This is a genomic window from Serratia sp. FGI94 (assembly GCF_000330865.1).
Taxonomy (GTDB): Bacteria; Pseudomonadota; Gammaproteobacteria; order Enterobacterales; family Enterobacteriaceae; genus Serratia_B; species Serratia_B rubidaea.
In genome coordinates this window covers 2,904,334-2,930,570 of record NC_020064.1, presented here as the reverse complement: position 1 = coordinate 2,930,570, position 26,237 = coordinate 2,904,334, and the positions used below count along the sequence as shown (strand labels likewise).

Annotated in this window: 22 protein-coding genes; 8 read left to right on the top strand and 14 right to left on the bottom strand. The window is 57.9% G+C overall.

Annotated elements, in window-relative coordinates; all coding sequences use genetic code 11:
* Positions 1–132: 132 nt before the first annotated feature.
* The 14 genes from D781_RS22820 to ydgT form a co-directional block, all read right to left on the bottom strand.
* Positions 133–576: a T6SS amidase immunity protein Tai4 family protein gene (locus D781_RS22820; RefSeq protein WP_015672866.1), complete on the bottom strand. Its 444-nt coding sequence runs from the start codon at positions 574–576 to the stop codon at positions 133–135.
* A complete protein-coding gene (locus D781_RS22815; RefSeq protein ID WP_071823834.1) occupies positions 573–1,079 on the bottom strand; it encodes a type VI secretion system amidase effector protein Tae4 in 507 nt (168 codons plus the stop codon). The genes D781_RS22820 and D781_RS22815 overlap by 4 nt, the downstream gene beginning before the upstream one ends.
* A gap of 56 nt (positions 1,080–1,135) precedes the next feature.
* Positions 1,136–2,641: a type VI secretion system contractile sheath large subunit gene (gene tssC, locus D781_RS13330; protein ID WP_015672864.1), complete on the bottom strand. Its 1,506-nt coding sequence runs from the start codon at positions 2,639–2,641 to the stop codon at positions 1,136–1,138.
* Positions 2,642–2,644: 3 nt separating this feature from the next.
* Positions 2,645–3,184 carry a type VI secretion system contractile sheath small subunit gene (tssB, locus tag D781_RS13325; RefSeq protein ID WP_015672863.1) on the bottom strand — a complete coding sequence of 180 codons (540 nt, stop codon included), beginning with the start codon at positions 3,182–3,184 and terminating at the stop codon, positions 2,645–2,647.
* Positions 3,185–3,314: 130 nt separating this feature from the next.
* On the bottom strand, positions 3,315–4,346 hold the full coding sequence (gene tssA, locus D781_RS13320; RefSeq protein ID WP_015672862.1) for a type VI secretion system protein TssA: 1,032 nt from the start codon (positions 4,344–4,346) through the stop codon (positions 3,315–3,317).
* 29 nt (positions 4,347–4,375) lie between these two features.
* Positions 4,376–5,095, bottom strand: a complete 720-nt coding sequence (gene tagF, locus D781_RS13315; RefSeq protein WP_015672861.1) for a type VI secretion system-associated protein TagF — start codon at positions 5,093–5,095, stop codon at positions 4,376–4,378.
* A 22-nt stretch (positions 5,096–5,117) separates the two neighbouring features.
* Positions 5,118–8,762, bottom strand: coding sequence for a type VI secretion system membrane subunit TssM (gene tssM, locus D781_RS13310; RefSeq protein WP_015672860.1), 3,645 nt, complete (start codon positions 8,760–8,762; stop codon positions 5,118–5,120).
* Positions 8,762–9,985, bottom strand: coding sequence for a DotU family type VI secretion system protein (locus D781_RS13305; protein WP_015672859.1), 1,224 nt, complete (start codon positions 9,983–9,985; stop codon positions 8,762–8,764). Before D781_RS13305 ends, tssM begins: the two co-directional genes overlap by 1 nt.
* Before the next feature lie 3 nt (positions 9,986–9,988).
* Positions 9,989–11,335 carry a type VI secretion system baseplate subunit TssK gene (tssK, locus tag D781_RS13300; RefSeq protein WP_015672858.1) on the bottom strand — a complete coding sequence of 449 codons (1,347 nt, stop codon included), beginning with the start codon at positions 11,333–11,335 and terminating at the stop codon, positions 9,989–9,991.
* A gap of 42 nt (positions 11,336–11,377) precedes the next feature.
* Positions 11,378–11,905 carry a type VI secretion system lipoprotein TssJ gene (gene tssJ / locus D781_RS13295; RefSeq protein WP_015672857.1) on the bottom strand — a complete coding sequence of 176 codons (528 nt, stop codon included), beginning with the start codon at positions 11,903–11,905 and terminating at the stop codon, positions 11,378–11,380.
* Between the two features lie 26 nt (positions 11,906–11,931).
* Positions 11,932–12,435 (bottom strand): type VI secretion system accessory protein TagV, encoded by a 504-nt coding sequence (tagV, locus tag D781_RS13290; RefSeq protein WP_015672856.1) that lies wholly within the window; start codon positions 12,433–12,435, stop codon positions 11,932–11,934.
* Positions 12,436–13,851: 1,416 nt separating this feature from the next.
* Positions 13,852–14,886: an NADP-dependent oxidoreductase gene (locus tag D781_RS13285; RefSeq protein ID WP_015672854.1), complete on the bottom strand. Its 1,035-nt coding sequence runs from the start codon at positions 14,884–14,886 to the stop codon at positions 13,852–13,854.
* Positions 14,887–14,976: 90 nt separating this feature from the next.
* On the bottom strand, positions 14,977–15,396 hold the full coding sequence (gene uspC, locus D781_RS13280) for a universal stress protein UspC (protein WP_015672853.1): 420 nt from the start codon (positions 15,394–15,396) through the stop codon (positions 14,977–14,979).
* A gap of 155 nt (positions 15,397–15,551) precedes the next feature.
* Positions 15,552–15,767 (bottom strand): transcription modulator YdgT, encoded by a 216-nt coding sequence (gene ydgT / locus D781_RS13275; RefSeq protein WP_015672852.1) that lies wholly within the window; start codon positions 15,765–15,767, stop codon positions 15,552–15,554.
* Positions 15,768–17,173: 1,406 nt separating this feature from the next.
* On the opposite strand from ydgT, the gene flhD reads away from it, so the two are divergent.
* The 8 genes from flhD to D781_RS13235 all read left to right on the top strand — a co-directional run bounded on the left by flhD (position 17,174) and on the right by D781_RS13235 (position 26,229).
* On the top strand, positions 17,174–17,524 hold the full coding sequence (gene flhD, locus D781_RS13270) for a flagellar transcriptional regulator FlhD (RefSeq protein ID WP_015672851.1): 351 nt from the start codon (positions 17,174–17,176) through the stop codon (positions 17,522–17,524).
* 2 nt (positions 17,525–17,526) lie between these two features.
* Positions 17,527–18,108: a flagellar transcriptional regulator FlhC gene (gene flhC / locus D781_RS13265; protein ID WP_015672850.1), complete on the top strand. Its 582-nt coding sequence runs from the start codon at positions 17,527–17,529 to the stop codon at positions 18,106–18,108.
* A 149-nt stretch (positions 18,109–18,257) separates the two neighbouring features.
* Positions 18,258–19,148: a flagellar motor stator protein MotA gene (gene motA, locus D781_RS13260; protein ID WP_015672849.1), complete on the top strand. Its 891-nt coding sequence runs from the start codon at positions 18,258–18,260 to the stop codon at positions 19,146–19,148.
* Positions 19,145–20,227 (top strand): flagellar motor protein MotB, encoded by a 1,083-nt coding sequence (motB, locus tag D781_RS13255; RefSeq protein ID WP_015672848.1) that lies wholly within the window; start codon positions 19,145–19,147, stop codon positions 20,225–20,227. The genes motA and motB overlap by 4 nt, the downstream gene beginning before the upstream one ends.
* Positions 20,224–22,191 (top strand): chemotaxis protein CheA, encoded by a 1,968-nt coding sequence (gene cheA / locus D781_RS13250; RefSeq protein ID WP_015672847.1) that lies wholly within the window; start codon positions 20,224–20,226, stop codon positions 22,189–22,191. The genes motB and cheA overlap by 4 nt, the downstream gene beginning before the upstream one ends.
* Positions 22,192–22,222: 31 nt before the next feature.
* A complete protein-coding gene (gene cheW, locus D781_RS13245) occupies positions 22,223–22,723 on the top strand; it encodes a chemotaxis protein CheW (protein ID WP_041412142.1) in 501 nt (166 codons plus the stop codon).
* 140 nt (positions 22,724–22,863) lie between these two features.
* A complete protein-coding gene (locus D781_RS13240; protein ID WP_015672845.1) occupies positions 22,864–24,531 on the top strand; it encodes a methyl-accepting chemotaxis protein in 1,668 nt (555 codons plus the stop codon).
* 93 nt (positions 24,532–24,624) lie between these two features.
* The gene (locus D781_RS13235) at positions 24,625–26,229 is read left to right on the top strand and encodes a methyl-accepting chemotaxis protein (protein WP_015672844.1); all 1,605 of its coding nucleotides are present in this window, start codon (positions 24,625–24,627) and stop codon (positions 26,227–26,229) included.
* Positions 26,230–26,237: the final 8 nt, after the last annotated feature.

Below are 26,237 nucleotides of genomic sequence, written 5' to 3'. Positions count from 1 at the left end.
ATAGCAGCAGGAATTGGAAATTTGGCAATGCACTACCATTTAACGCTCCTTGTGCCATGCACCTTATGGAAATACCGAATGCTATCGGTATTGATTATCGAGATACTATTTAAAAGAATAATGTCTCAATAATTACTTATGCGGATTATCTGTTTCCCATGAATGATTTGGATTGCCGACGATTAACGTGCGGGACAAATCATCTAATTCAGGGCTGTGATATAACCGCAAGCAGTTCAGGGTGACACCCTGACTGTTTGTTTCAGATTCGCTATGAAATTCATTGGTTCTTGCCTTGAATTTATCAATAAGCGCGTTGATTCTATCATCTCCAGACTCTATATCAAACGGTATCCAGTCTCTTATCGCATTAGCCGTTCTGGCCGCGTCAATAGAAAAAGTTTTGTCTGAATCAGAGACCTGAGATAAACAACGGGATAATGCCAGTTCTTTGACCGCCTGCTGATAAGGCATTTTCTTGATAAATGCTACCGGGTCCTGGATATCTTTAGCAAATGATTGCAGGGAAAGACTTATTAAGACCGTAGTGAGACTGGTTATTATCAACTTACTCATGGTAATTCCCAGAAGTTAGCATGTGTGGTCGAGTACTGAGCACTAGCCTCATTAAAATAACAATGATCGGAACACTGAGAGCCATTCCAAAAGGTTGCGTGTCCACCAGCGTTACTCCAACCCGTAATTTCGAATAGAATTAGCCCTTTCCTATTAGCCAGTTGAGTTACAGGCAATTGCGGATAACTCATTATTAAATCTGGCTTTCCCCATGTAGTGGTAAGGTAGGCAATCAAGTCCCTGACTCGAAAAAAATACCATTTCTTATCTGCGCCAGAGACGGTTAACTGACCTATCCTGGGGACGGGGTGGCCCGTGTAGTTAAGAACGTAACTCATTCTTACTGCACAACTGTTTTCCCATCCGCCTTTATTTACAGGGATATCGAAATTGCGCTTTACAGCACCACCGATAGTATTTTTCACTTTTCCCAATGGATCATTGGGATCATAAATATTTTTTGCAGCAGCCCATGCTGCAAGAAAACGTGGCCTCGTGCCCATAGACAATATCCTTATATTAATCAGGCTGCGCATTACCGCAGCCCGTCATCGGCGCATCAGGACGCGTCGTTTTTCTTCAGCGAAGGCAGTTTCGACACCAGACGCAGGGAAACGGTCAGGCCTTCCAGCTGGTAATGCGGACGCAGGAAGAACTTGGCGCTGTAGTAGCCCGGGTTGTCTTCGATCTCTTCCACCTGAACTTCCGCCGCGGCCAGCGGTTTGCGGGATTTGGTTTCCTGCGAGGAGTTGGCCGGGTCGCCGTCCACGTAGTTCATGATCCAGTCGTTCAGCCAGCGTTCCATATCGTCGCGCTCGCGGAAGGAACCGATTTTGTCGCGCACGATGCACTTCAGGTAATGTGCAAAGCGGCAGCAGGCGAACAGGTACGGCAGGCGTGCGGACAGCTGGGCGTTGGCCGAGGCGTCGGCGTCGTAGTATTCCGCCGGCTTCTGCAGCGACTGGGCGCCGATAAAGGCGGCAAAGTCGGAGTTCTTGCGGTGTACCAGCGGCATAAAGCCGTTTTTCGCCAGTTCCGCCTCGCGACGGTCGCTGATGGCGATTTCGGTCGGGCACTTCATATCCACGCCGCCGTCGTCGCTCGGGAAGGTATGGCACGGCAGGTTCTCTACGGCGCCGCCGGATTCCACCCCGCGGATTGCGGTACACCAGCCGTACTCTTTGAAGGAGCGGTTGATGTTGGTCGCCATCGCATAGGCGGCGTTGGTCCAGGTGTAGTTGCCGTGCGTCGCGCCGTCGGTATCTTCTTCGAAGTCAAATTCGTCAACCGGGTTGGTGCGGATGCCGTAAGGCAGGCGCGCCAGGAAGCGCGGCATCACCAGGCCCAGGTAGCGGGCGTCTTCCGATTCGCGCAGGCTGCGCCAAGCGGCGTATTCGGTATTCTGGAAGATCTTGGTCAGATCGCGCGGATTGGACAGCTCCTGCCAGGATTCCATCTGCATCACGCTTGGCGCGGTGCCGGCGATGAACGGGCAGTGCGACGCGGCGCTGATCTTGGCCATTTCGCCCAGCAGTTCAACGTCCTGCGGGCTGTGGTCGAAGTAGTAGTCGCCCACCAGGCAGCCGAACGGCTCGCCGCCGAACTGGCCGTACTCTTCTTCATAGATTTTCTTGAAGATCGGGCTTTGGTCCCAGCCCACGCCCTTGTGGCGCTTCAGCGTGCGGCCCAGCTCTTTCTTCGAGATGCTCATAAAGCGGATTTTCAGCAGCTCGTCGGTTTCCGAGTTGTTGACCAGATAGTGCAGGCCGTGCCAGGCGCCTTCCAGCTTCTGGAAATCTTCATGGTGAATGATTTTGTTGATTTGCTGCGACAGCTTCTCGTCAATCTCCGCGATCAACGCCTGAATGGTGCGGTAAGCGTCGGAGGATACGGTCACGGTGTTTTCCAGCGCCTGCTGCGCCAGGGTTTTCACCGCGTTGGCGACGGCTTCTTTCGCCTGATCGGTCTTCGGACGAAACTCTTTGTTCAACAGCGCGCTGAACTCGTCGTTGGATAAGGTTTCGCTGGTTTGTAACGCTTGTTGTTGCTGAGGCGAGTTGCTCATCAATTAATCCTCACGCTCGTTATTGTCGTCTTTTGGCTCTGCCGGTTTCGGCGCGTTAGTCAGAGATTTCAACAGCTCCGGATTTTGCAGGATCTGGGAGATCAGCTCTTCGGCGCCGTTTTTACCGTCCATATAGGAAAGCAGGTTGGACAGCTGGGTGCGTGCTTCCAGCAGGCCGTCCAGTGAGTCAACTTTGCGGGCGATGGCGGCAGGGGAGAAATCGTCCATGCTTTCAAAGGACAGATCGATATTCAGTTTCCCTTCACCGGTCAGGGTATTGTCTACCTGGTAGGCCACGCGCGGCTTCAACGACTTCATACGCTCGTCGAAGTTGTCGATGTCGATGTCGAGGAACTTGCGCTCGTCGACGCTCGGCTGCGGGTCTACCGGTTTACCGACCAAATCCGCCATCACACCCATTACAAACGGCAGCTGAATTTTGCGTTCTGCACCGTAGATTTCGACATCATATTCAATCTGGACGCGCGGCGCGCGGTTGCGGGCGATGAACTTCTGTCCGCTGCGGGATTTCGAGTTTGCCATGAGTTACTCCATCTAATGACGATTAGGAACGATTGCCATCGCTGACGGCGTCGTTCAAATTCTGGCCTGTGTCTGTGACTACAGGCAACGATAGTGGTCGAAACGAAAAACGACAAGCTGAGGTTCAGCGTCAGTTATTGTCGTCGTTATCAGTGCGCCCAAGAATGGTTTCCAGTTGATTGAGACCATCGGGCGCCAGGTCGCGGACAATTTGCATAAAGTCCAGGGTAATCAGGCGCTGCACGCGGTCAATCATCAGCGGCGCCGGATGGCTGGGTTCATTCAGTTGAAAATAGCTTTTTACCTTTTCCAGCATCAATTGGGCATCGTCGCGCGACTGAATCTGCGCGTTGCGCCAGTTGAACACTGCCGCAGTGGTCGGTACGGCACCAGCACTGGCAGGGGTTGCGGCTTGCTGCTCGTCATGCGGTTCCGGCGCGGCGACCTCCGGCTGCGCCGTAGCGCCGGCCTGCTCAATGACGTTGAACATCTTCAGCAGGCTGTGCATCTCCGGCAGCGCGCTCTCGCCCAGATGGCGGGTCACGATGTCGCGAATGGCGGCCAGCTGCTGGAGGATGGTGCGCACCAGCGTTACCGCCGGCTGCTCCTGCTGGGCCAGCTCATCCTGCAGACGGGCGCGACCGCCGGGGAAGGAGGCGCACTCCTGTTTGCTGCCGTCCAGCAGCGAGCAGGCGTCGCGCAGTGTAATCTCGCCGGCAGCGCTTTTCAGCAGCCAGGCGGAGCGTACGCAACTGGTGAGGGCAGACTTGTCGCCAAGGTCGGCCAGGACGTTAATACGAAACAGCGGATCCGCCTCGCCGTCGAATTCCAGCAGCGGCAACAGCGGTTCCCAGTAGCGGTCCAGCGCCTGATGAATCAGCGTCAGGCCGTCCGCATAGCCTTGCAGGCCGCGCAGCTGCGCCCAAGCACGAGTCAGCGGCAGCATGACGCGCAGATCCTTGGTGCGCTCGAACAGCGCGGTCGCCAGGCGTTCCACCTGCACCCAGTCCGGTGCCTCGGCCGGAATAATGGTGTCGCCGAACTGCTGTTCAGCCTTGCCGGCGCAGGCCTGTTCCATCGCTAAAAAGTCAGCGTCATACTCCAGGTTGTCGCCGCAGGGAGAATCCGCGTCAATCGGGGTCAGCAGAGTTTCTATAGCCATACTCAGTCTCTAGATAAATGAAAACGCCGTTAATCAAACATTTGCGGATATTGCCCGCCGCGGCCGGGGCGCGCCCAGCCGTTAGGCTCGAACAGCAGCGAGAACAGTTGCACCGTCAGGTTGCCGCTGTGCACGTGGGTGTAAAGCGGATGGCCGTCGCACTGATTGGTCCACCAGAAACTGGTGTACTGCGCCGGGTCGAAGCAGTCGGCGGCCTGTTGCCAGCCGAGACCCGGCAGATCCGGATGGCGGAAGCCGATAATCGACAGAATTTCCGATTCGCTCTCTGCCGGCGGCGTCGGCAAGGCCGGTATCTTCAGCAGGCTGTGGTCGATCTGCTCGGCGGAAAAACCGTTGCGCACGCCGTTGAGCAGGGTATGCCCCAGTTGGCGGTACCACTCTGCCGCCATGTTCAACTGCTGAATGTGCCACTCTTCCGGCGTAAACAGGCGGATGGCGCAGATCGGGTAGTGGCGTCCTACGCGGTCGCGCGCCGGCAGCAGGCAGCCCAGTTGGATATATTGGCTGCCGAGCGTCGCGGGGATGACGAAGTTCCATACCGGCGCATTGCTGAACGGGTTGCTGGCGTTATCGGGCAAGTTCTGTTTCTGGCTGACTAAGCCATTGTGAAACCACTGGGCCCAGTTACTGACCACTAAGTCGGGCAGGCGGCGCTGTAAAAAATCACCGGCGGTGGGAATCTTTCCATACCAGCCGATGCTCGCTGTCGGGCTTTGGTCGTTGCTCATGGTAATGAATGTCCTTTCGGGGCTACGGGCAGGAGAATGCCGGCAGCTGGAACGGATTGCGGATACTGTTGGCGGTGAATTCCAGCGTGACGCGATGGCCGTCGAGGTTGAACGTCGCCTGACGGCTCAGGCTGCTGCCGCCGGCCGACAGACTTGCCATATCGACCATCCGGTTCAGCGCCCAGGGGCCGCTGGTCAGCCGGCTGGCGGTGGTGCCGTTCGCCAGCGCCAGCTGCAGGTGTACCTGATTGGTGTTGCGGGTGCCTGGCCAACTGACCACCAGCGGCACCAGCGGACCATGGCTGTATTTGAACAGCTGCCCGTCAATATCCAGCGTCATATTGAGAATATCGTTATCCATCCGCACCGGCCTTACCGTCACGCGGTAAGACGGCGTGGCGGTGCCGTTGGCAAAAAACGCATCGCGAATGCGCTGCGCCTGCTGAAACGAACGCAGAATACCTTCGCCGCCCGGCAGGGTTTTACCATCGACGCCCGGCGTGAAACGCCAGTTGGCGCGGGTGGTGTCTACTTTGCCCTGCAGATTCTCGCGGAAGAAGCTGTCCATCAGCCCGCTGTTGGGGGCGAACATGCGCGCCAGATCGTCCGGCGTTACGTCCCGCTGCGAGCGCGAGGAGAGGGGATAGCGGCCAGCTATCGCCTGCCGGCAGAAGCTGCCGACCTCAAAGCTGATGCGCTTTTTTACGTTCTCCATCTCCTTACGCTGGGTATCGCTGCTGGCGCCGATCGCCAGTGACAACAACATCTGTTTGAACGGCGTCGGCAAACGGCCGGACTCCGCCTGCAGGCGCGGGATCACGTCGCTCGGCGGTGCGGACATGCCGCTATTGGCCGCGCCCTGCACCGCAGTCAGATAGCTGTACAGCTCATCGACCTGTTTCAGCACGCCGTCAAACACAATCGCCTTGCTGCCTTCGCCCTGACCCTGCGTCAACTCCAGCAGCGGCGCGAAGTGCGCCATCACCACCTGTTCCGGCTGGGTGGAGACGTCGCCGTCGGCGTTGTTCGTCCGGTTGGTGAACAGGGCCTCCAGCGTACGGTTGGCGCTCTGGTTGATGGATTCGCCGGCCTTATCCGCCAGCGAACGTGCTTCCTCACCGTCTTTTTCTTCCCGCAGCGTAACGTTTTTACCGACGTTGACCAGCAGGTTGCGCATCGGCGACGGATTGCCGGACAGCAGGCGTGCGCTGCTGATGCGCTGCGTCAGATTGCCGATATGGGCCAGCTGAATATCCCCCAGCAGCTCATCCCAGACGTCGATAAAATCCTGCATATAAAGCTGGCGTACGGTCTTGGTCAGGTCGGCGCTTTTCTGCTCCGGCGTCTGGGTGTTCAGCACCCAGACATCTTCCTGACGCAGCGTATCGGTCACTTTATCGATATTGCTGTCGAACGCCTTCCAGTATCCCTGCGGGGTAAACAGGCCCGGGATGCCGTCGGTGACCGGCTTGCCGCTTTTGCGCGAGAACGCCAGCTCGGTCTGCGGGCTGGCGAGATCCACCAGACGCACCGGTTTAATCTCGGTCTGATTCAGCAGCAGGCGCTTCAGGCGGCCATAGACGCGCTGCGACAGCGGCGCGCGGTTGATGGCGGCCTGCGCCTGGGTGACCAGCGCTTCGTCCCTGGCGTAAGGCGATGCCTGAATCTGGCCGTCAAGCAGTTGGCTCAGGTGCCATTCCAATTGCTGTAACTGTTTTTTGGTACTGCCCTGCGGCAGGTTGCGCTGCAGGTTGAGCATCACCCAGGCGCGCAGGAATTTGCCGTCGTACTGCTTCGGCAGATACAGCATCTGGTAAGCCTTCAGCGCTTCGTAGCTGAAGTCGGCATCGCCGTGGTTATCGTTGCGCAGGGTGGTGGCGATCTGCTGCGCCACCTGCGGCAACAGCAGCTCTTTCAGCGTTTTCTGGTACAGCGCGTTGCTGGCGTCGCTGACCTGGTCGCCGCGATACAGCCCCATCCGGTAAGTAAACGGTGGATCGTCCAGCGAGAAGTTCTGGCTGTCCGGCAGATGCAGCACGCTGTTCAGGAACGGCAGCAGGGCGAACATATCGCCGGAGTCCAGCTGCGTCAGTCCTTGGCCCTGACGCTCCACGGACGGCGCCTTGGCGGAGACTTCGGCCAGGTAGGCCTTGTTGTTGCCGTAGCTGGTGAACCAGAAAATTCCCAGAATCGTCAGCACCAGCGCCAGGCCGATATAGCCGGCCCAGTGCAGCGCGCGGTTGCGGTATTCCCACCAGCGGTTGCTGCCGGCTAGCCCGGACTCCTGGAAGATCACCGATTCCAGCGTCTCTTTCAGGAAGAAGCTCTGCCCTTTGGCCGCCGGGATAGGCGCCTCGTCGTTGACGCTGTCCCAGGAGGTCTGGCCGCCGTTGCTTTGTGTGCCGTTGGACGGCAGCTGCAGATAGCGGTTCAGCTCGCCCATCACCCGGTCGAACGGCAGGCCTTCCTGGGTGCCGCTGGTAAAGTAAATGCCGCGCGGCGTGAAGCGTGTTTCAAAGCTGGAGGTGGCGAACACCACGTCCAGGTACTGCGCCAGCAGCGGACGCAGTGCGGCGAACTCCTGCGGGAACAGATAGCTCTCTGAGCGCTGGCGCGCATCGTGCTCGACCAGCAGCGTATCCGGCAGCGCCGCGTCGAGACGCTGTTGCAGCAGCGTATACTGCTGCTCAAATTCGCCGCTGAGGTTAAAGTCGGACTGACGTGAGCGCTCATACGGGAAGGTGAACCCCCAGATCTGGTCGCGCTGCGCTTTGTCAAAGCCGCTGAAGTAGGCCATAAAGCCGTTGAGCAGGTCGGTTTTGGTCACCATCACGTAAACCGGGAAGTGGATGCCCAGCTGTTCGTGCAGTTCAATCAGTCGCTTACGCAGCGCGCTGGCCTGCGCGTTGCGCGCTTCGGCGCTTTCCGTCATCAGATCGGCGACGCTGATGGTCACCATCACGCCGTTAATCGGCTGGCGGGTGCGGTACTTTTTCAGCAGGTTGACGAAGCTTTTCCACTCGCCGGCGTCTTCTTCCCGCTGGCTCTCCTGAGTGGTGTAACGGCCGGCGGTGTCCAGCAGCACGGCGTCGTTGGTGAACCACCAGTCGCAGTTGCGGGTGCCGCCGACGCCGCGCAGCGCGGATTTGCCAAAGCGGTCCGCCAGCGGGAAGTGCAGGCCGGAGTTCACCAGCGCGGTGGTCTTGCCGGCGCCCGGCGCGCCGATAATCACGTACCAGGGCAGTTGATACAGATACTGGCGGCTGAAGCGGGTCATCCAGCGGTGTTTATCGCCCTGACCGGGCGCAAAGCGCGCCTTTTTCAGCAGTTGGGCGGCCTCGTCAAAGCGCTGCGCCAGCAGCTGATCCTGCTGTGGCTCCGCCTTGGCGTCGGCGTCATCGGCCGGCGTCTGCTCGCTGGCGCGCAGGTTGCTGAGCAGCTTGCGGTTAAACCAGGCGCTGTAGATGCGCGGCACAATGCGGCACAGTACCCAAATCAGGTAGATTACCGCAATGGTGATGATGCGGTTCAGTTCCGGCTCCAGCGGACGGTAATCGCCGATGGCCACCAGCGGGCCGATCATCCAGATGATGAACGCCAGGGCGCTGATGCCGGCAAACCCCCATAACAGGCGGCTGGTGATGATGGAGAATAACGTACTAAGCATTACTTTCCGTTTCCTTGCTGCAGTCCGTTGATTTCCGCCTGAGTATTTTCTGGCGCAACCAACAGCGTAATTTCAACCCGGCGGTTCAATGCACGGTTCTCTTTACTGTTATTCGGCGCGACCGGATTACTTTCGCCGCGGCCTTCCGCTTTCACCCGCTGAGGGTTATCAAGATGCTTTTGCAGCCGTTCGCTAACCGCTTCGGCGCGCGCCAGCGACAGTTCCCAGTTCGAGGCGAAGCGGGCGCTGCGGATCGGCTGGCTGTCGCTGTAGCCGGTCACCAGAATCTTGCCGCTGACGCCGTTCATCGCCTTGGCGATGCGGTCGATAACCGGGACGTACGCCGGGCGCACGCTGGTGGCGGCGGAGTTAAACAGCCCGTCGCCTTTGAGGATTACCACGCTCTGCTGCGCTTCGTCGCGCACCACCACCAGACCTTCGGCGATTTCTTTGCGCAGGAAGCTCTTCAGGCTCAGCACCGGCGGCGCGGCCGGCGCCGGGTTGCCGATCGTCACCTGCGGCAGGTTGGTCTGGTAGATTGAAGCCAGCACCGGGCTGGTAGCATCGCCCAGACGCCAGTTGAGGACGATAAACAGCAGCGAGGCGAGAAAACCGGTCAGCGCCGCGCAGGCCCACAGCGGCACCAGCGGCCGCCACAGTTTTTGCTGCACCGGCAGATCGACCGCGTTGGGCGACAGCGGCGGCGCATAGCCGCCGCGTACCGAACGAATCAGCTGCAGCAGGCGCTGTTTCATGGTTTCCAGCTGCGAACGGCCGTTCTCCATCACCCGGTAGCGGCCTTCAAAGCCCAGCAACAGGCAGTAGTTGACCAGCTCCAGCAGGTTGATGTGCTCGCGCGGACTTTGCGACAGTTTGGCCAGCAGTTGGAAGAACTTTTCACCGCCCCAGGTCTCGTTATGGAAGGTCACCAGCAGGCCGCTGCCTGACCAGACGCTGTTGCTGCCCCAGGGGGTGAGAGCGGCTGCTTCATCCAGCGCGGTGCACAGGCAGTAGCGCGCGCCGATAATCACTTCATACGGCAGATTGGCGCGCTGACCGCGCACTTCGAAACGACGAACCTCATCGATCAATTGCTGACGCAGCTGCGCCGGATTGGCGTGCGTCGCCGACTGCCGGATTTGCGAGATCGCATTCAGCAGCGGATTGGCGGCGGCCACTAACGGGTTATCCCACTGCGCGGCCTGGATGTTTTCCTGTGTCATAGCTTATCGGTCCGTATGGCTGCGAATAGCCCAGAATTCCATGTCCAGACCCGGGAACTCCCCTGCCAGATGCAGGGCGAAGGCGCTGGATTTTTCCATCTGCTTCCACAGATCGCCGCCTTTCTCCAGTTCGAAGTAGGTATAGCCGGCGTGGTAGGGGATCTGACGCGGCGCGGCGGGCATGGTGCGCAGGCCGATGCCCGGCAGCTGCAGCTGCACCAGATCGCGGATGCGCGTGACCGGGGCGATTTTCATCTGCGCCGGGAAGTGGGTCAGCAGCACGTCGGCGGCGACGTCGGCGCGCACCGCCAGCACAAAGCCGAAGTCGCGCATCATTTTGGTGTCCTGCACCGTCGCCACGTTCAGCCCGTGCGAACGTTCGACCAGGGTGAGCTGGATGGCGTTGTCTTCCAGCACCACCGACAGCCCCTGACGCAGCAGCAGCATCAGCTTGCCGAAGCTCAGCGCCGGGTTATCGTGGTCGTACACCGGCAGGCGGCCTTCCGGCGTGCGCTGCGGTGAGAAGCTGGACAGCTCGGTAGCGAACTGCAGCCACTCGGCAAACAGACGTTCCGGGTGCAGATGTTCCAGATGCCAGGCATGGCTGACCTGACCGAGATAGCGGTTCACCAACTGCAGCAGCATAAAATCGACCATTTCGGAACTGCCGCCGCGGCCCGGCTGCAGCAGGCGCTGGCTCATCTGCTGACTGCGCTGCTGCAGCAGGCCCTGCAGATCGTTGATAAAGGTTTTCAATACCGGGCTGCTTTGACAGTTGAGCGTCGGCGGAATCAGGTCCGGTTCCAGACGCAGGCTGTTGTCGCCGCGTTTTTCCAGCACGCGGGTGACGGTCATCGCGGTCCATTCGGCGTTCAGATCGCTTTCCAGCATCAGGCGTAGGCGCAGGTTGCCGAACTGCAACGCCGCGCTGCCGACGGAGACCGCGTTCAGGTCGTCCACTTCGTTTTCATAAGCCAGATAGCGCGCTAGCGCGTCCGGCGACTCCTGGAAGATCACGTCTTCACGACCTGCTCGATAGGTCGGCAATGCCAGAACGACGTTTTCGCCGGTTTTGTTTTCGGCGATGGCCAGCGGGGCCGGCGCCTGCTGCGCGCCGTTGAAGCGGAATGGCGTGCCGTCCGGCATAATGCCGCTGGCGGCGGTCAGGGCTATTTTCCCCTGACGCAGCAGGGTCTGATCCAGCTCAAGGGTCAAAAAGCCCCAGAAACACCCGTTATGCGCCTGTCCCCAGTTACGTACGTAACTCTCGAGGTAGTTTTCCGCCTGCTGGAAGTGGTGGGGACGCAGAAACATCCCTTCACTCCAGACCACTTTATGAGCATCTTTCATCATCACACCTATGTAGGGGACGGGCGCGCCCGTCCCAAATTATCAGTCTTCGTCCTTGACGATGCGCAGACCGTTAACATCGGCCACAACGTGCGCCTGCAGCTCATCCGGCGAGAATTGCCAGACCTTATAGAAATTGGTTTCGGTCGGGGCAGGCATCGGCAGTGAAATGCGCCAGGCTTTGCCGTCCAGGTTCTGGTATTCGGCGATCACCCCGATATAGCGCGTCTCCAGCGTGCTCTGACCGCTCAGCTTTTTGCCGGTCTGGCCGGGCGTCAGGAAAAACTGGTCGCTGTCCTGCAGGCTGTTGCCCAGTACGCTTTTGGCGTCGTTCTGCAGGCTGAAGAAGTCGGCATCCATAAATTCCGCGTCGGAGCGCAACAGCAGCACGCGCACCTTGATCGGGGCGGGGCTCTGGCCGGCGTTGGCATTGACCTGCGGGGCAGCGTCGAACGTCAGGCCGTAGCGCGATGGGACGCTTTTTGCCGAAGACATGCAACCGCTGAGCAGCAGCGCGCCCAGCATCAACAGGCTAAGGCCCCACTGCCGCGGGGCGAATGATGATTTCATTATCAATGACTCCCAGCGGAAGGGGATTACTCCAGGATCCAGGTGGCCGATTTGGCGTCTTTACAGGCCTTGCCGTCGCTGCCGACCTGGACGCAGTTTTGCGGTTTGGCGGCGGCGCGCGCGCGGCGAGGGCGGTCGTTGCGCAGGGTGGAGCGATATTTGTTTTCTGGCACGCCGGCGTTGCCCTGGATGTAGCCCATCAGGTCGCCGCCGCGCACGGCGGAAATGGCCAGCCACTCGTTTTCCACTTCGCCAAGCGCGTAGAAGGATGCGGCGTTGTCGAGGCGCGTCACGGTGGCGCCGCCGTAACCCGGCTTGGTCATGACGCTGGCGGCGTACAGGCTGCGGTACTCTTTATCAATCGGTTTGAACTGTTTCGGTGCGGCGATCGCCATACGGTGCTGCAGCTTCACGCCGTTGACTTCGCTGGTGACCAGGGTATCTGAACTGATGACCGGCGGCGGCGGCGGGGTCGAACAGCCGGCAAGGATCAGGGTGGAAAGCAGTGTCATCGTAAGCCGTATTTTCACAATATCCTCTTTATATCTCTTGTTGTCGGCGAGAAGCGCTGTGGTTGATCGACGTTCATCGTCGCTGCGGCTGCGCATTGGCGAAGCGGACGACGGAGAACGATGCGCGTTGCCATAGGGAAATGGTTCTGGACTGGTTCCGCAGCGTGTTGATGCGGCAGCGGGCGTGTGCCTGCGGCGCGGCAGCAGTCCGGATGCATTTCTGTCGAGGTAAAAGAGTCAGGCGGGGGGATAACGTGGGGCCGGCAGGAAAAACGGCCGTCAGCATCCCGCCGTGACACGGCTGCGCCTGAACGTCGCGTTTTCCCTGCGGTGGAGTGGGCTGCAGGCGCGGGGAAGCCGCCATTTTCACCTGGGCAAAAATAGCGGCTTCCCCAAAGATAAAAGCCCTGCTGGTGGCCCAGGCAGGGAGAGACGCCGTAGCGTAACAATATGGTCGCTTTCATTGTGTGTGTAAGGCTTCCTGTGGATATCTGCGCACTGCCACGCAGCACCGCTCAAAACAATCCCGTGTTAGGTTTTATAGATATCAGGCTACGTCACAAGAAATACGTGCAAAGGTTGGGACGTTGAAAGGTAACGTTCCCTAAATCAAATTATTGTGCGTATACGTAGCATTGTTCCGGTATCCGCTTGGGGCGGAAAAGCGCACATGCTGCGGGTTACGCGTTATTTATCAGGCTGGAAAACAGCGGCTAATGTGATGACTTTTACTTAATGATTAGCGGGCGAGCGAACTCTACAGTCATCGCGCAGGCAGGCAACTGAGGGGCGTTGCGCGCATAAATCCGCACTCTGTTTAATGATAAGCGGCACCTAATATTTTCGCCGGTTCAGGCATAGCTACCGCACGGGATTAACGCGCGATCCCGAGGGCGTGCCTGTCACAAACAGAACGATTAGCTGTCCAAATATTTAACAATTTTTACAGATCCACGGGTTTGGCTGCAGTTTACAATAGCTATAGGCATTTGCAAAATAATGGCCTTCAACCCATTTTGGTGAAGCTAACTTACGCAATTTTTTATTTTTATGCAATATAAACAGCGAGTTAAAATGCATCTCATTTCCCGTGCGTATGCTTTGGCTAAATGGTAATACCAAAAACTAATGAGTCAGGCGTCTCTTAACCCTCTTAATTAAAACTATTTTTTAACGAAAATTAACTTTTCGCTGATTTTCTATCCTTACCATTTACATGATAAATCTAAAGAAATATATAAATTAATCGAATGTTATTTCAGATAAATCTCATTTCTTATGGGGGTGAGGAGACGTTTGTTGGTTATAAAACACACACTTGCTGCGGAGGCGCGACGGCAAGTTTCTGGGTTTTTTCTTGTAATGAAGCTAATGGGTTGAGTTAAATCTGAGCCTTGGCGCCGGGGAAAGACTCCCCCGGCGGTAACGGACGGGTTATTCCACAGCGACGCGAACGATCAGTTTGCCGAAGTTCTTTCCTTTGAGCAGGCCGATAAAGGCCTGCGGGGCGTTTTCCAGGCCGTCAATGACATCTTCGCGGAATTTGATATGCCCCTGTTCGACCCAGGTTTCCATTTGCTGTAGGAACTCGTTGAAGCGCGGCGCGTAGTCGTCAAAAATAATAAACCCCTGCATGCGGATACGCTTACGCAGGATCAGCGCCTGTAACGCTGGCAGGCGGTCCGGACCGTCGGGCAGGTCAGTGGCGTTATATTGGGCGATAATACCGCAGACGGGGATGCGCGCTTTGGCGTTCAGCAGTGGCATGACGGCGTCAAACACCGCGCCGCCGACGTTTTCAAAATAAACGTCAATGCCGTCTGGGCAGGCCTGGGCGAGCTGCCCGGCAAAATCGTCGGCGCGGTGATCGATACACTCGTCAAACTGTAGCTCTTCTCGGACATAGCGGCATTTCTCTGCGCCGCCGGCGATGCCGACCACGCGGCAGCCTTTCAGTTTCGCCACCTGGCCAACAACCGAACCTACCGCGCCGCTGGCGGCTGCGACCACCACGGTTTCACCAGGCTGCGGCTGACCGATATCCAGGAGTCCCATATAGGCGGTAAAACCGGGCATGCCCAAAACCCCCAGCAGGCGTGAGGGATGTTTCAGCTGCGCGCCAAGATTGCGCACGTTGCTGCCGTCGGTCAGCGAGTAATCCTGCCAGCCCGTACTTCCCAGCACCCAATCGCCGGGAGTAAAGTCCGGGTGCTGCGAGGCGACGACCCGTGATACGGCACCGGCGACCATCACGTCGCCGACTGCCACCGGGGGAGCATAAGACGGTGCGTCGCTCATCCGGCCGCGCATATAGGGGTCGAGCGACAAATAGACGGTGCGCAGTAACGCCTGGCCTGCGGCAGGCTGCGGTACTTCGGCCGTTTCCAAGCGTAAATTTTCCGACGTGGGTTCGCCGTGTGGCCGTGAAGCGAGCACGATGCGGCGGTTATCTGGCGAAGGTTGAGACATGGAGCGCTCCTGATCTGTGAATACCAGCACTCAGTCTAGTCAGAGGCGGCAGGGAACCACCAACGTAAAGTGCTGCGCGGTGACGGCTGGTTAGAGCGGTACGATCAGCACATCGGCCTGGCTGGCATCGATAAACCGCGCGGCCGAGCAGCTCAGTTTGTTCATCAGGTGGTCGCTGTGGTTGCCACAGATAACCAGATCAAAACAACGTTGCTGATTGGCGTAAATCAGACCGTCTCCCAGCTCTCCCTGCACCACCAGTAAATCGGCGATGGGATAGCCGGCCTGTTGGCGGAGCTGTTCCAGGAACAGGCGGGTCTCTTCTTCCATCAGATTGCGCAGATCGCCGAGCATCGGGCCGGCGAAACTATTATACAGTTCCGGATTGGCCACCATACTGAGCAGCGTGATTTGTCCGTTATAGGGGCGGACGATGGAGATCGCTTTTTGCACTAATAATTGGCTGTCGGCGGCAACGGCGACGGCTACCAGTACCTTTTGATATCCCATATTTTCTCTCCATCTATTGCCTTGATAAATAATCGTAGAAGCAGATGGGGGAAATATCCGTGTTTTGCATCACGCGCGACAATAAATTTTCTAAAAAGCCTTTATTTAGCAATAAAGATACATGCTGTTGCGCGCGTCATGATAGGTGGGAAAAATTAAAGCACGCGCGCCCATAATGTTTTAGGAATTTTACCCAAATCAAACAGCTTGCCTGAAACCAATTCGGCGCGCCGATGGTCCGCTGCGCGGTACATACTGCCCATTTCCGTATCATTATCAATCGAGTAGTGCAGCTTGTCATACACCTTTTCCAGGCTGTCCAGGCTGGAACATTTACGGAATGTCATCAGGTATTCTAAGGTCGTTGTCATGATTTAAATATAGCCTGTTAATAGTTGTGATTGGAAAAAATCACATATGTAGAGTGATCGCACCGTTGTCGTGTATGGACGACAGACTAAACAGTAACAACTATGGTGAAAAACGAGCACCGGTGAAAAATAACGCGCCAGGTGCCTATAAGCGCCAGAATAGTAATATGCCTGTGCGCTGTCAGCAATGCGGCAACGCGTGATTTTCTATGAATTCAGCCTAGTCTTAATCTGGCGGGCTTATGTAGGCTGCATTTTCAGCATGATGTGCAAACTATTTTCGGATGGTGCCGGTGGCACAGGGTGATATCTGCCAGATATGACGGACCGCAACGGAAAGACGATGCGTAAAAAACGTTCGCTCATGTCGACCCCGGTACTAAAGGAAACGACGTATTGTCTCTGCGCCAATTAATGACCGTACTGGTGCCGGCGCATTGGCTGACGTGAGACGACTTTTTTCCTGCAGGGTATAGGTGCAAAACATTCACAGAACGGACGTAGATAATATGGTATCCGCTGCCGATTTATTAATCCGGGCGATGTTGCGGCGGACAATTGTTATCGCGGAGAGTAAAAAAAAGAATTAAAGGGATTAAATAACTGTGCCGATAGTAGGATTAACGGATTTTATAACTTTATTCTATGGGGGGGGGCACAACGACGGGATATGCTTTGTTACACCTCTTGACTTTGGGCTGGCGTAAGCTCGGCGTTTTCCTGGGATTATTCTCTATCGCCGCATAGCGATGCAGTGAAATCCGCACTTTTTGTGCTATCTCATCTGCAGGTAGCCTTATAGTTAACAAGGCTAATTCTTAGCGTGCTGATAGTTTGCCTACCCATAACTAGCTATTTACTCTGCATTTATCCGAGATATGCAGATTTTTGTTCTGTGATTTCGCTTTGGTAACGCTTTTGTTCGAATTGATCTAAAAAAGCTATTTTTTTAGCTGATAAACATCTCTTTTAAGACGTTTTTTTACTTGTGCCGTTTTTTTGTGCTCCCGGCTGTGCAAAAAAAGTGCTAGCTATCTAATATTTGGATCAAAAACAGTTCATTTTTGTGATCTTGATCACATTGTATTTAAAATTGCCGTACAGCTGCGTTGTGTGTGCTAATGGTTCAGGGGTAGAGTTGCTGTTGTTTAGGAATAATCTTATTAACTTGTAAAAAAGCTTCACCGTGATTCAGCGAGCAGAGAAACGGGGTGTTGCATATCTATTCATATGTATTTTGAGTGCAAATCATTTACTGAATGACGCTCCGCGAGTGCGAAATCGGCAGTATTTTTCACGGATGATGATCAGGGATTCATTTGCCAACGTCGAGAAAACCCAAGTCACGGGCGATAAAATTATCACCCAGCGTATGTTTTTAAACATAGTCTGTCGGGATGGGAAATATGGGTACGTCTGAATTACTTAAACATATATACGACATCAATTTGTCGTACTTACTTTTAGCGCAGCGTTTGATTAATGATGAGAAAGCCTCGGCAATGTTCCGTCTGGGGATTGATGAGGATATGGCTGACGCGTTGTCGCAATTAACTTTGCCGCAAATGGTCAAACTGGCGGAAACCAACCAGCTGGTGTGCCATTTCCGTTTTAACGATCATCAAACCATCACGCAGTTGACGAAAGAGTCGCGTGTCGATGACCTGCAGCAGATCCATACCGGGATTTTGCTTTCAAGCCATTTATTGCAAGAGCTTTCCGAGAAACAGGACGGCGCGATGAAGAAAAGGGCCTGAAGATGGCGGATAAGAGTATTGTCAAGGAAGCCAAGGATATCCAGCTCGCCATGGAACTGATCGCTCTGGGGGCGCGTCTGCAGATGCTGGAAAGCGAGACGCAGCTCAGTCGCGGCCGATTAATCAAGTTGTACAAGGAACTGCGCGGCAGTCCGCCGCCGAAAGGCATGCTGCCGTTCTCTACCGACTGGTTTATGACCTGGGAACATAACATCCATTCGTCGATGTTTTATAACGCCTATTGCTTCCTGCTAAAAAGCGGACAATGTACGGGCGTCGAGGCGGTCATCAAGGCCTACCGGTTGTATCTGGAGCAGTGCCCCCAGCAGCCGGGCGAGCCGCCGTTGCTGGCGCTGACCCGCGCCTGGACGCTGGTACGCTTTGTCGACAGTGATATGCTGCAGCTCTCCGCCTGCAGCTGCTGCGGCGGCACGTTTATCACCCATGCGCACCAGCCACTGAACAATTTTGTCTGCAGTTTATGCCAACCCCCATCCCGCGCGGTAAAAAGACGTAAACTTTCGCCGCAGCTGGCCGATATTATTCCACAACTGCTGGACGAGCCGGTTAAACGCGCAATGTAAGCTGGGGTTCTTCCGGCTTGCGGCATCAATTTATCACCCATTCGTAGGGGGAGTCCGGCGGCTCCCGTCGGCGCAGGTTATTGCGCCGCTACGATGGCGTTTGGCGTTACTCCCGTCCTCCATCCACCTCGTTTAATTAAGGAATGCGTGTGTTAGTTATTTTGGGTTACGTAGTGGTTCTGGCCACGGTATTTGGCGGCTACATGATCGTGGGCGGCCACCTTGGTGCACTGTATCAGCCGGCGGAGTTCCTGATTATCGGTGGCGCCGGGGTCGGTGCGTTTATCGTCGGTAACAACGGCAAAGCGATCAAGGCCACGCTGCGCGCCATGCCGACGCTGATGCGTCGCTCAAAATATAACAAAGCGCTATATATGGATCTGATGGCGCTGCTGTTTCGTCTGCTGTCCAAATCGCGCCAGCAGGGCATGCTGTCGCTGGAGTTCGATATCGATAACCCGCAGGAGAGTGAAATTTTCTCTAATTATCCGCGCATTCTTGCCGATAACCATTTAGTGGAATTTATTACCGACTATTTAAGGCTGATGGTGAGCGGCAATATGAACGCGTTTGAAATCGAAGCGCTGATGGATGAAGAGATTGAAACCTTCGAGCAGGAAAGCGAGGTGCCGGCAGGCAGCCTGGCGATGGTCGGCGACTCACTGCCGGCGTTCGGCATCGTCGCCGCGGTGATGGGCGTGGTGCACGCGCTGGCCTCGGCCGACCGGCCGGCGGCAGAGCTGGGAGCGCTGATCGCCAATGCGATGGTGGGGACGTTCCTCGGGATCTTGCTGGCCTACGGCTTTATTTCTCCGCTTGCCACCCTGCTGCGGCAAAAGAGCGCGGAGAACGTCAAAATGATGCAATGTATCAAGGTCACGCTGCTCTCCAGCCTGAACGGTTATGCGCCGCAAATCGCCGTCGAATTCGGCCGTAAAACCCTCTACACCACGGAGCGTCCGTCCTTTGTGGAGTTGGAGGAGCATGTGCGTCAGGTGCGGGCGCCGGCGCAGCAGGCAGCGGAAGATGAGCAGGCATGAAGCAGAATCATCCGGTCGTTCTGGTTCGCAAACGCAAGGCGCATCATAACGCGCATCACGGCGGCTCCTGGAAGATTGCCTACGCCGATTTTATGACGGCGATGATGGCGTTCTTTCTGGTGATGTGGCTGCTGGCCATCGCCAGTCCGCAGGAACTGACGCAGATTGCCGAGTATTTCCGTACGCCGCTGAAAGTGGCCCTGACCGGCGGCAACAAGAGCAGCGCCGAAAGCAGCCCGATTCCTGGCGGCGGTGACGATCCCACCCAGCAGGACGGGTTGGTGAAAAAGCAGACGGATGCCGAGCAGCAGGCGGAGGCGCGTCGGTTCAACAAGCTGCGCGAGCGATTGGATCAACTGATTGAGTCCGACCCGCGCCTGCGGGAACTGCGGCCGCATCTGCTGATTAACCTGATGGATGAGGGGCTGCGCATTCAGATTATCGACGGCAAGAACCGGCCGATGTTCAAAACCGGCAGCGCGCAGGTTGAGAACCATATGCGCGATATTTTGCGGGCTATTGCGCCAATTTTGAATGATTTACCCAATAAAATCAGCCTGTCGGGCCATACCGACGACTTACCATACGCCACCGGCGAGCGTTACTACAGTAACTGGGAGCTGTCTGCCGACCGCGCCAACGCCTCACGACGCGAGCTGATAGCCGGTGGGCTGGCGGAAGGCAAGGTGCTGCGCGTGGTGGGCATGGCCGCCACCATGAGTTTGAAGCAGCGCGGGGCGGATGATTCGATGAACCGCCGCATCACGATTCTGGTGCTGAACAAACAAACGCAGCAGGGAATCGAACATGAAAACGCGAAAAGCGAGGCGGCGGAAATCAGTCAGCCGCAGGCGCTGAAGCAACTGGCGCCGCAGCCTGCCGCACCGTTTTCTCCGGTTTCTGCCGAAGCGGCGACGCAGACGCCGCCGGCAGGGGACGCGGCGGTTCTGCCGTCAGCGACGGACGCTTCAACCTCGTCGGTTCCTCCGCCGGAGGGGCCGACGACGGCCATCCCGCCGGCGCCGGCGGCAGGCCTATCGACTAACCCACCGCGTCTCACAGTAGAGGTGATCCCGTGAGTATGGATATTAGCGCTTTTTATCAGACTTTTTTTGATGAGGCAGACGAACTGCTGGCCGATATGGAGCAGCACCTGCTGGAACTGGATCCGCTGGCGCCGGACATTGAACCGCTGAACGCCATTTTCCGCGCGGCCCATTCGATTAAAGGCGGGGCGGCCACCTTCGGTTTTACCATCCTGCAGGAAACCACCCATTTGTTGGAAAACCTGCTGGACAGCGCGCGGCGCCAGGAAATGAGCCTGAGCACCGAGATTATCAACCTGTTTCTGGAAACCAAAGACATTATGCAGGAGCAACTGGACGCCTATAAAACGTCACAACAACCCGATGCCGACAGCTTTGCCTACATCTGTCAGGCGCTGCGGCAGTTGGCGCTGGAAGCGCAACAGGACGCTCCCGCGCTGCCGGTTACCGCAGATGCCGAGGTCGAAGCAACCGCAGAAGCGTCGCCGCCGCTTGCAGCGGCCGGCAACGGCGGGCTGCATATCTCATTGACCGATCTGAAACCGAACGAAATTCCGCTGCTGCTGGAGGAGCTGGGCAATCTCGGCGAAGTACGTAATCCGCAGCAGAGCGACAGCAGCCTGTCGGTGACGCTGCTGACGTCGGTCAGCGCAGAGGATATCAGCGCGGTGCTCTGTTTTGTGCTGGAGCCGGAACAGATCGCGTTTGCCGCCGCCGAGGCCGTAACGACAGCGGAACCGGCTCAGCCGGCGCCGCACGTTGCCGCGCCGGCGGTGGAAGCGCCGAAACCGCGCAGTAAGGCCGCAACGGAGTCCAGCAGTATTCGCGTGGCGGTGGAAAAGGTGGACCAACTGATCAACCTGGTCGGCGAGCTGGTGATCACTCAGTCGATGCTGGCGCAGCGTTCCGGCACGCTGGACCCGGTTGCCCACGGCGACCTGCTTAACAGCATGAGCCAGCTGGAGCGCAACGCGCGCGATCTGCAGGAGTCGGTGATGTCGATCCGCATGATGCCGATGGAGTACGTGTTCAGCCGCTTCCCGCGGCTGGTGCGGGACCTGGCCGGCAAGCTGAATAAACGGGTTGAGTTAACCCTGCAGGGCAGCTCCACCGAGCTGGATAAGAGCCTGATAGAGCGCATTATCGATCCGTTGACCCACCTGGTGCGCAACAGCCTGGACCACGGGATTGAGGATCCGCAGGCGCGTCTGGCGGCGGGCAAGCCGGAGGTTGGCAACCTGATCCTGTCGGCGGAGCATCAGGGCGGCAATATCTGCATTGAGGTGACCGATGACGGCGCCGGGCTGAATCGGGAGAAAATCCTGGCCAAGGCGGCCGCGCAGGGGCTGGCGGTCAGCGACAGCATGAGCGACGAAGAGGTGGGCATGCTGATCTTCGCGCCGGGCTTTTCCACCGCCGAGCAGGTGACCGACGTCTCCGGCCGCGGCGTCGGCATGGATGTGGTGAAAAGAAACATTCAGGAGATGGGCGGCCATGTAGAAATCCATTCGCAGGCGTCCAAGGGAACCTCGATTCGTATTTTGCTGCCGCTGACGCTGGCGATCCTGGACGGCATGTCGGTCAAGGTCAATGAAGAGGTCTTTATCCTGCCGTTGAACGCGGTGATGGAGTCGCTGCAGCCGCAGGCGGAAGACCTGCATCCGCTGGCCGGCGGTGAGCGGGTGCTGCAGGTGCGCGGCGAATACCTGCCGTTGGTTGAACTGTACCGCATCTTCGACGTCGCCGGGGCGAAAACCGAAGCGACGCAGGGCATCGTAGTGATTCTGCAAAGCGCCGGCCGGCGCTACGCGCTGCTGGTGGATCAGCTGATAGGCCAGCATCAGGTCGTGGTGAAAAACCTGGAAAGCAATTACCGCAAGGTGCCGGGCATTTCCGCAGCGACCATTCTGGGCGACGGCAGCGTAGCGCTGATCGTCGATGTGTCGGCGCTGCAGACGCTGAACCGTGAAAAACTGCTGCCAGACGCGGCGGCGTAACTCGTTAACCGACTTTGGATAGGGCATGAATATGGCTGGATTGGCAACCGTCAGCAAAATGGCTGGCGAAACCGTAGGACAGGAGTTCCTGATTTTTACGCTGGGTAATGAAGAGTACGGCATCGATATTCTGAAAGTGCAGGAGATCCGCGGTTACGACCAGGTAACGCGTATCGCCAATACGCCGGCGTTTATTAAAGGAGTCACCAACCTGCGCGGCGTGATCGTGCCGATTATCGATCTGCGGGTGAAGTTTGCCCAGCAGGATGTGTCTTACGATGAAAACACCGTGGTGATCGTGCTTAACCTTAGCCAGCGGGTGGTGGGCATCGTGGTGGACGGCGTATCCGATGTGCTGTCGCTGACCGCCGAGCAGATCCGTCCGGCGCCGGAGTTTGCCGTTACGCTGGCGACCGAATACCTGACCGGGCTAGGGGCGTTGGGCGAACGGATGCTGATTCTGGTGGATATTGAAAAGCTGCTGAGCAGCGAAGAGATGTCGCTGGTCGACAGCGTGGTGAAAAGCGCCTGAGCCGGGCTGCCGCCGCGCCGGCGGCGGACAGCTCACACAAAATAGTTACCCGCAACCATAAAGTTCTCTTTAGTACCGCCGATAACCCAGACAGATAACGTTTTGGGATTTTTCCGAGTGGCATTCCAAGAAGGGGACACATGTTTAATCGTATGAAAGTCGTGACCAGCCTGCTGTTGGTGCTGGTGTTGTTTGGTGCGTTGCAGCTGATCTCCGGCGGGCTGTTCTTCTCCTCGCTCAAGAGTGATAAAGAAAACTTCACCGTATTGCAGACCATCCGACAGCAGCAATCGGAGCTGAACGGCAGCTGGGTGAGCCTGCTGCAGGCCCGCAACACGCTGAACCGTGCGGGCATTCGCTACATGATGGACGCCAATAAAATCGGCAGCGGCGCCAGCGTGCAGGACCTGCTGGCATCGGCCCGCAGCGCGCTTGACGACGCGCAGCAGCGCTATGCCGCGTACGAAAAAGTCCCGCTTGGCGAGCGCCAGGACCGGCAGGATGCGGAAAAGCTGAAACAGCAGTATGGCGTGTTATACGGCGCGCTGTCGGAACTGATTCAACTGCTGAGCGACGGCAAGATCAACGCCTTCTTTGACCAGCCGACCCAAAGCTATCAGGACGCCTTCGAACAGGCCTATGTCACATACCTGCTGAAAAATGGCGAGCTGTACCATGACGCGGTGGAAGCCAGCGAGCATTCCTATAGCTCGGCGATCTGGACGCTGGCAAGCGTGCTGCTGGTGGTGCTGGCGGCGATCGTGCTGGTGTGGACCGGCATTCACCATATTCTGGTGCGTCCGCTCAATCGCATTATCGAACATATCAAACACATTGCCGCCGGCGATCTGACCCAGTCGATCGACGTCAGCAGCCGCAATGAGATGGGCGTGCTGGCCGCCAGCCTGCAACATATGCAGGCGGAGCTGACCAACACCGTCAGTGGCGTGCGCCAGGGCGCGGACGCCATCTACAGCGGCGCGTCGGAAATTGCCGCCGGCAATAACGATCTCTCCTCCCGCACCGAGCAACAGGCAGCCTCGCTGGAAGAAACCGCTGCCAGCATGGAGCAGCTGACCGCCACGGTGAAACAGAATGCGGAAAATGCACGTCAGGCCAGCCAGCTGGCGCTGAGCGCCTCCGAAACCGCGCAGAAAGGCGGCAAGGTGGTGGCCGACGTGGTGCAGACCATGCACGACATCGCCGGCAGTTCGCAGAAAATCGCCGATATTACCGGCGTTATCGACGGCATTGCCTTCCAGACCAACATTCTGGCGCTTAACGCGGCGGTAGAGGCGGCGCGCGCCGGTGAACAAGGGCGCGGTTTCGCGGTGGTCGCCGGTGAAGTCCGCAACCTGGCGCAACGCAGCGCGCAGGCGGCGAAAGAGATCAAAGGGCTGATTGACGACTCGGTCAGCCGCGTCGATATGGGTTCGGTGCTGGTGGAAAGCGCCGGCGAAACCATGGGAGATATTGTCAACGCGGTGACGCGCGTCACCGACATCATGGGGGAAATCGCCTCTGCGTCCGATGAGCAGAGCCGCGGTATCGACCAGGTTGGCCAGGCGGTGGCGGAGATGGACCGCGTGACGCAGCAGAATGCCTCGCTGGTGGAAGAGTCTGCCTCTGCGGCCGCGGCGCTGGAGGAGCAGGTCAGCCTGCTGACGCGCTCCGTCGCGGTATTCCGTCTGCGGGACAGCGGGCAGCAAGCTTTCAGCGCGCCGGTTATCAGCAAACCGGCGGCCCCGAGCATCGCGCCGCGTAAAGCCAGCGCCGGTGAGACGCAGGATAACTGGGAAACGTTCTGACTCTGCGATCCGCTGGCCGCCGCGTGCTGCAGCGCGGCGGCCGCGGGGAGAGCGCCTCTGTTCCGTCGTCGGATGGATGCAAGGAGATTCATCGTGTTTAACCGAGTCCGTATTTCCATCAGCCTGTATCTGCTGATGTTCTGTTTTTGTCTGATGCAGCTGATCAGCACAGGCCTGTCGTTCAGCGCCTTTCGCGCCGACAGCCGCAGCTTTATGGCAATCACGCAGGGGAGCCAGCAGCGCGACGTGCTGACGATGAGCCGGGTTGCGCTGCTGCAGGCGCGCAATAGCCTGAACCGCGCCGGTACCCGCACGGCGCTGCGGTTGCCGGCGGAGCAGGTGAACGCCCTGCTGGAGGACGCCCGCCGTTCACTGCAGAGCGCCGAGCGAGATTTCAGACGGTTTCAGGCGCTGGTGCCTGCCGGTGAGCGGTCGCGCAGCCTGACGCTGCGTTACCAACAGCTGCACGCTGCGCTGCTGGAACTGAGCGGTTTTCTGGCGAGCGGCAACCTGCAGGCGTTTATGGATCAGCCCACGCAGCAGATCCAGACGCAGTTTGAAACGGAACTGACCCACTATCTGCAGCGGCTGGGCGGCGAGATGACGCAGGCGCAGCAGACCAATCAGCGGGCCTATACCCTGGGCAGTTGGATGCTGACGGGGGCGGTGCTGATGCTGTTCGTCGTTGCCGGCTGCGCGATCTGGTGGCAGCAAAGCGTGCTGCTGGGGCCGCTGAAGAGCATGCGCCGTCATTTTGAGCGCATCGCCGGCGGCGATCTGGCGACGCCGGTGGTGGTGACGGGCAACAATGAAATCAGCGCGTTATTCGCCGGGCTGCGGCAGATGCAGCAGTCGCTGACCCACACCGTCGGCGCGGTGCAGGACGGGACGGAGGCCATGCTGATCGGCCTGCAGGAGATTGCGGAGGGTAATAATGACCTCTCCTCCCGGACCGAACAGCAGGCCGCCTCGCTGGAAGAAACCGCCGCCAGCATGGAGCAACTGACCTCAACGGTGAAGCAGAATGCCGACAATGCGCGCCAGGCCACGCAGCTGGCGCGCGACGCCTCGGCCATTGCCGCCAAAGGCGGCGAGCTGGCGGGCGAGGTGGTTAACACCATGCACGCCATCGCCAGCAGTTCGCAGAAGATCGGCGCCATTACCGGCGTGATCGACGGCATCGCCTTCCAGACCAACATTCTGGCGCTTAACGCGGCGGTGGAGGCGGCGCGCGCCGGTGAGCAGGGACGCGGCTTCGCCGTGGTGGCCGGCGAAGTGCGCAGTCTGGCGCAGCGCAGCGCGCAGGCGGCAAAAGAGATTAAAGGCCTGATCGATGAATCGGTCGGGCGGGTGCGGCAGGGCTCGACGCTGGTGGAACACTCCGGCGACACCATGCAGGACATCGTACGTTCGGTGACGCGGGTCACCGACATCATGGGGGAAATCGCCTCCGCGTCCGATGAGCAAAGCCGCGGTATTGAACAGGTGACGCAGGCGGTAACGCAGATGGATCAGGTGACGCAACAGAACGCGGCGCTGGTGGTACAGGCTGCCTCTGCCGCCAGCGGGCTGGAGGAGCAGGCGATCGCCCTGGCTGATGCGGTGTCGGTATTCCGCCTGGCGGACGCACATGCCGGCGCGTCGCCCTCAGATCGTTTACACCGGCACAAGGAGACGCCAGATTGTCAAACATCATAATACGGGCC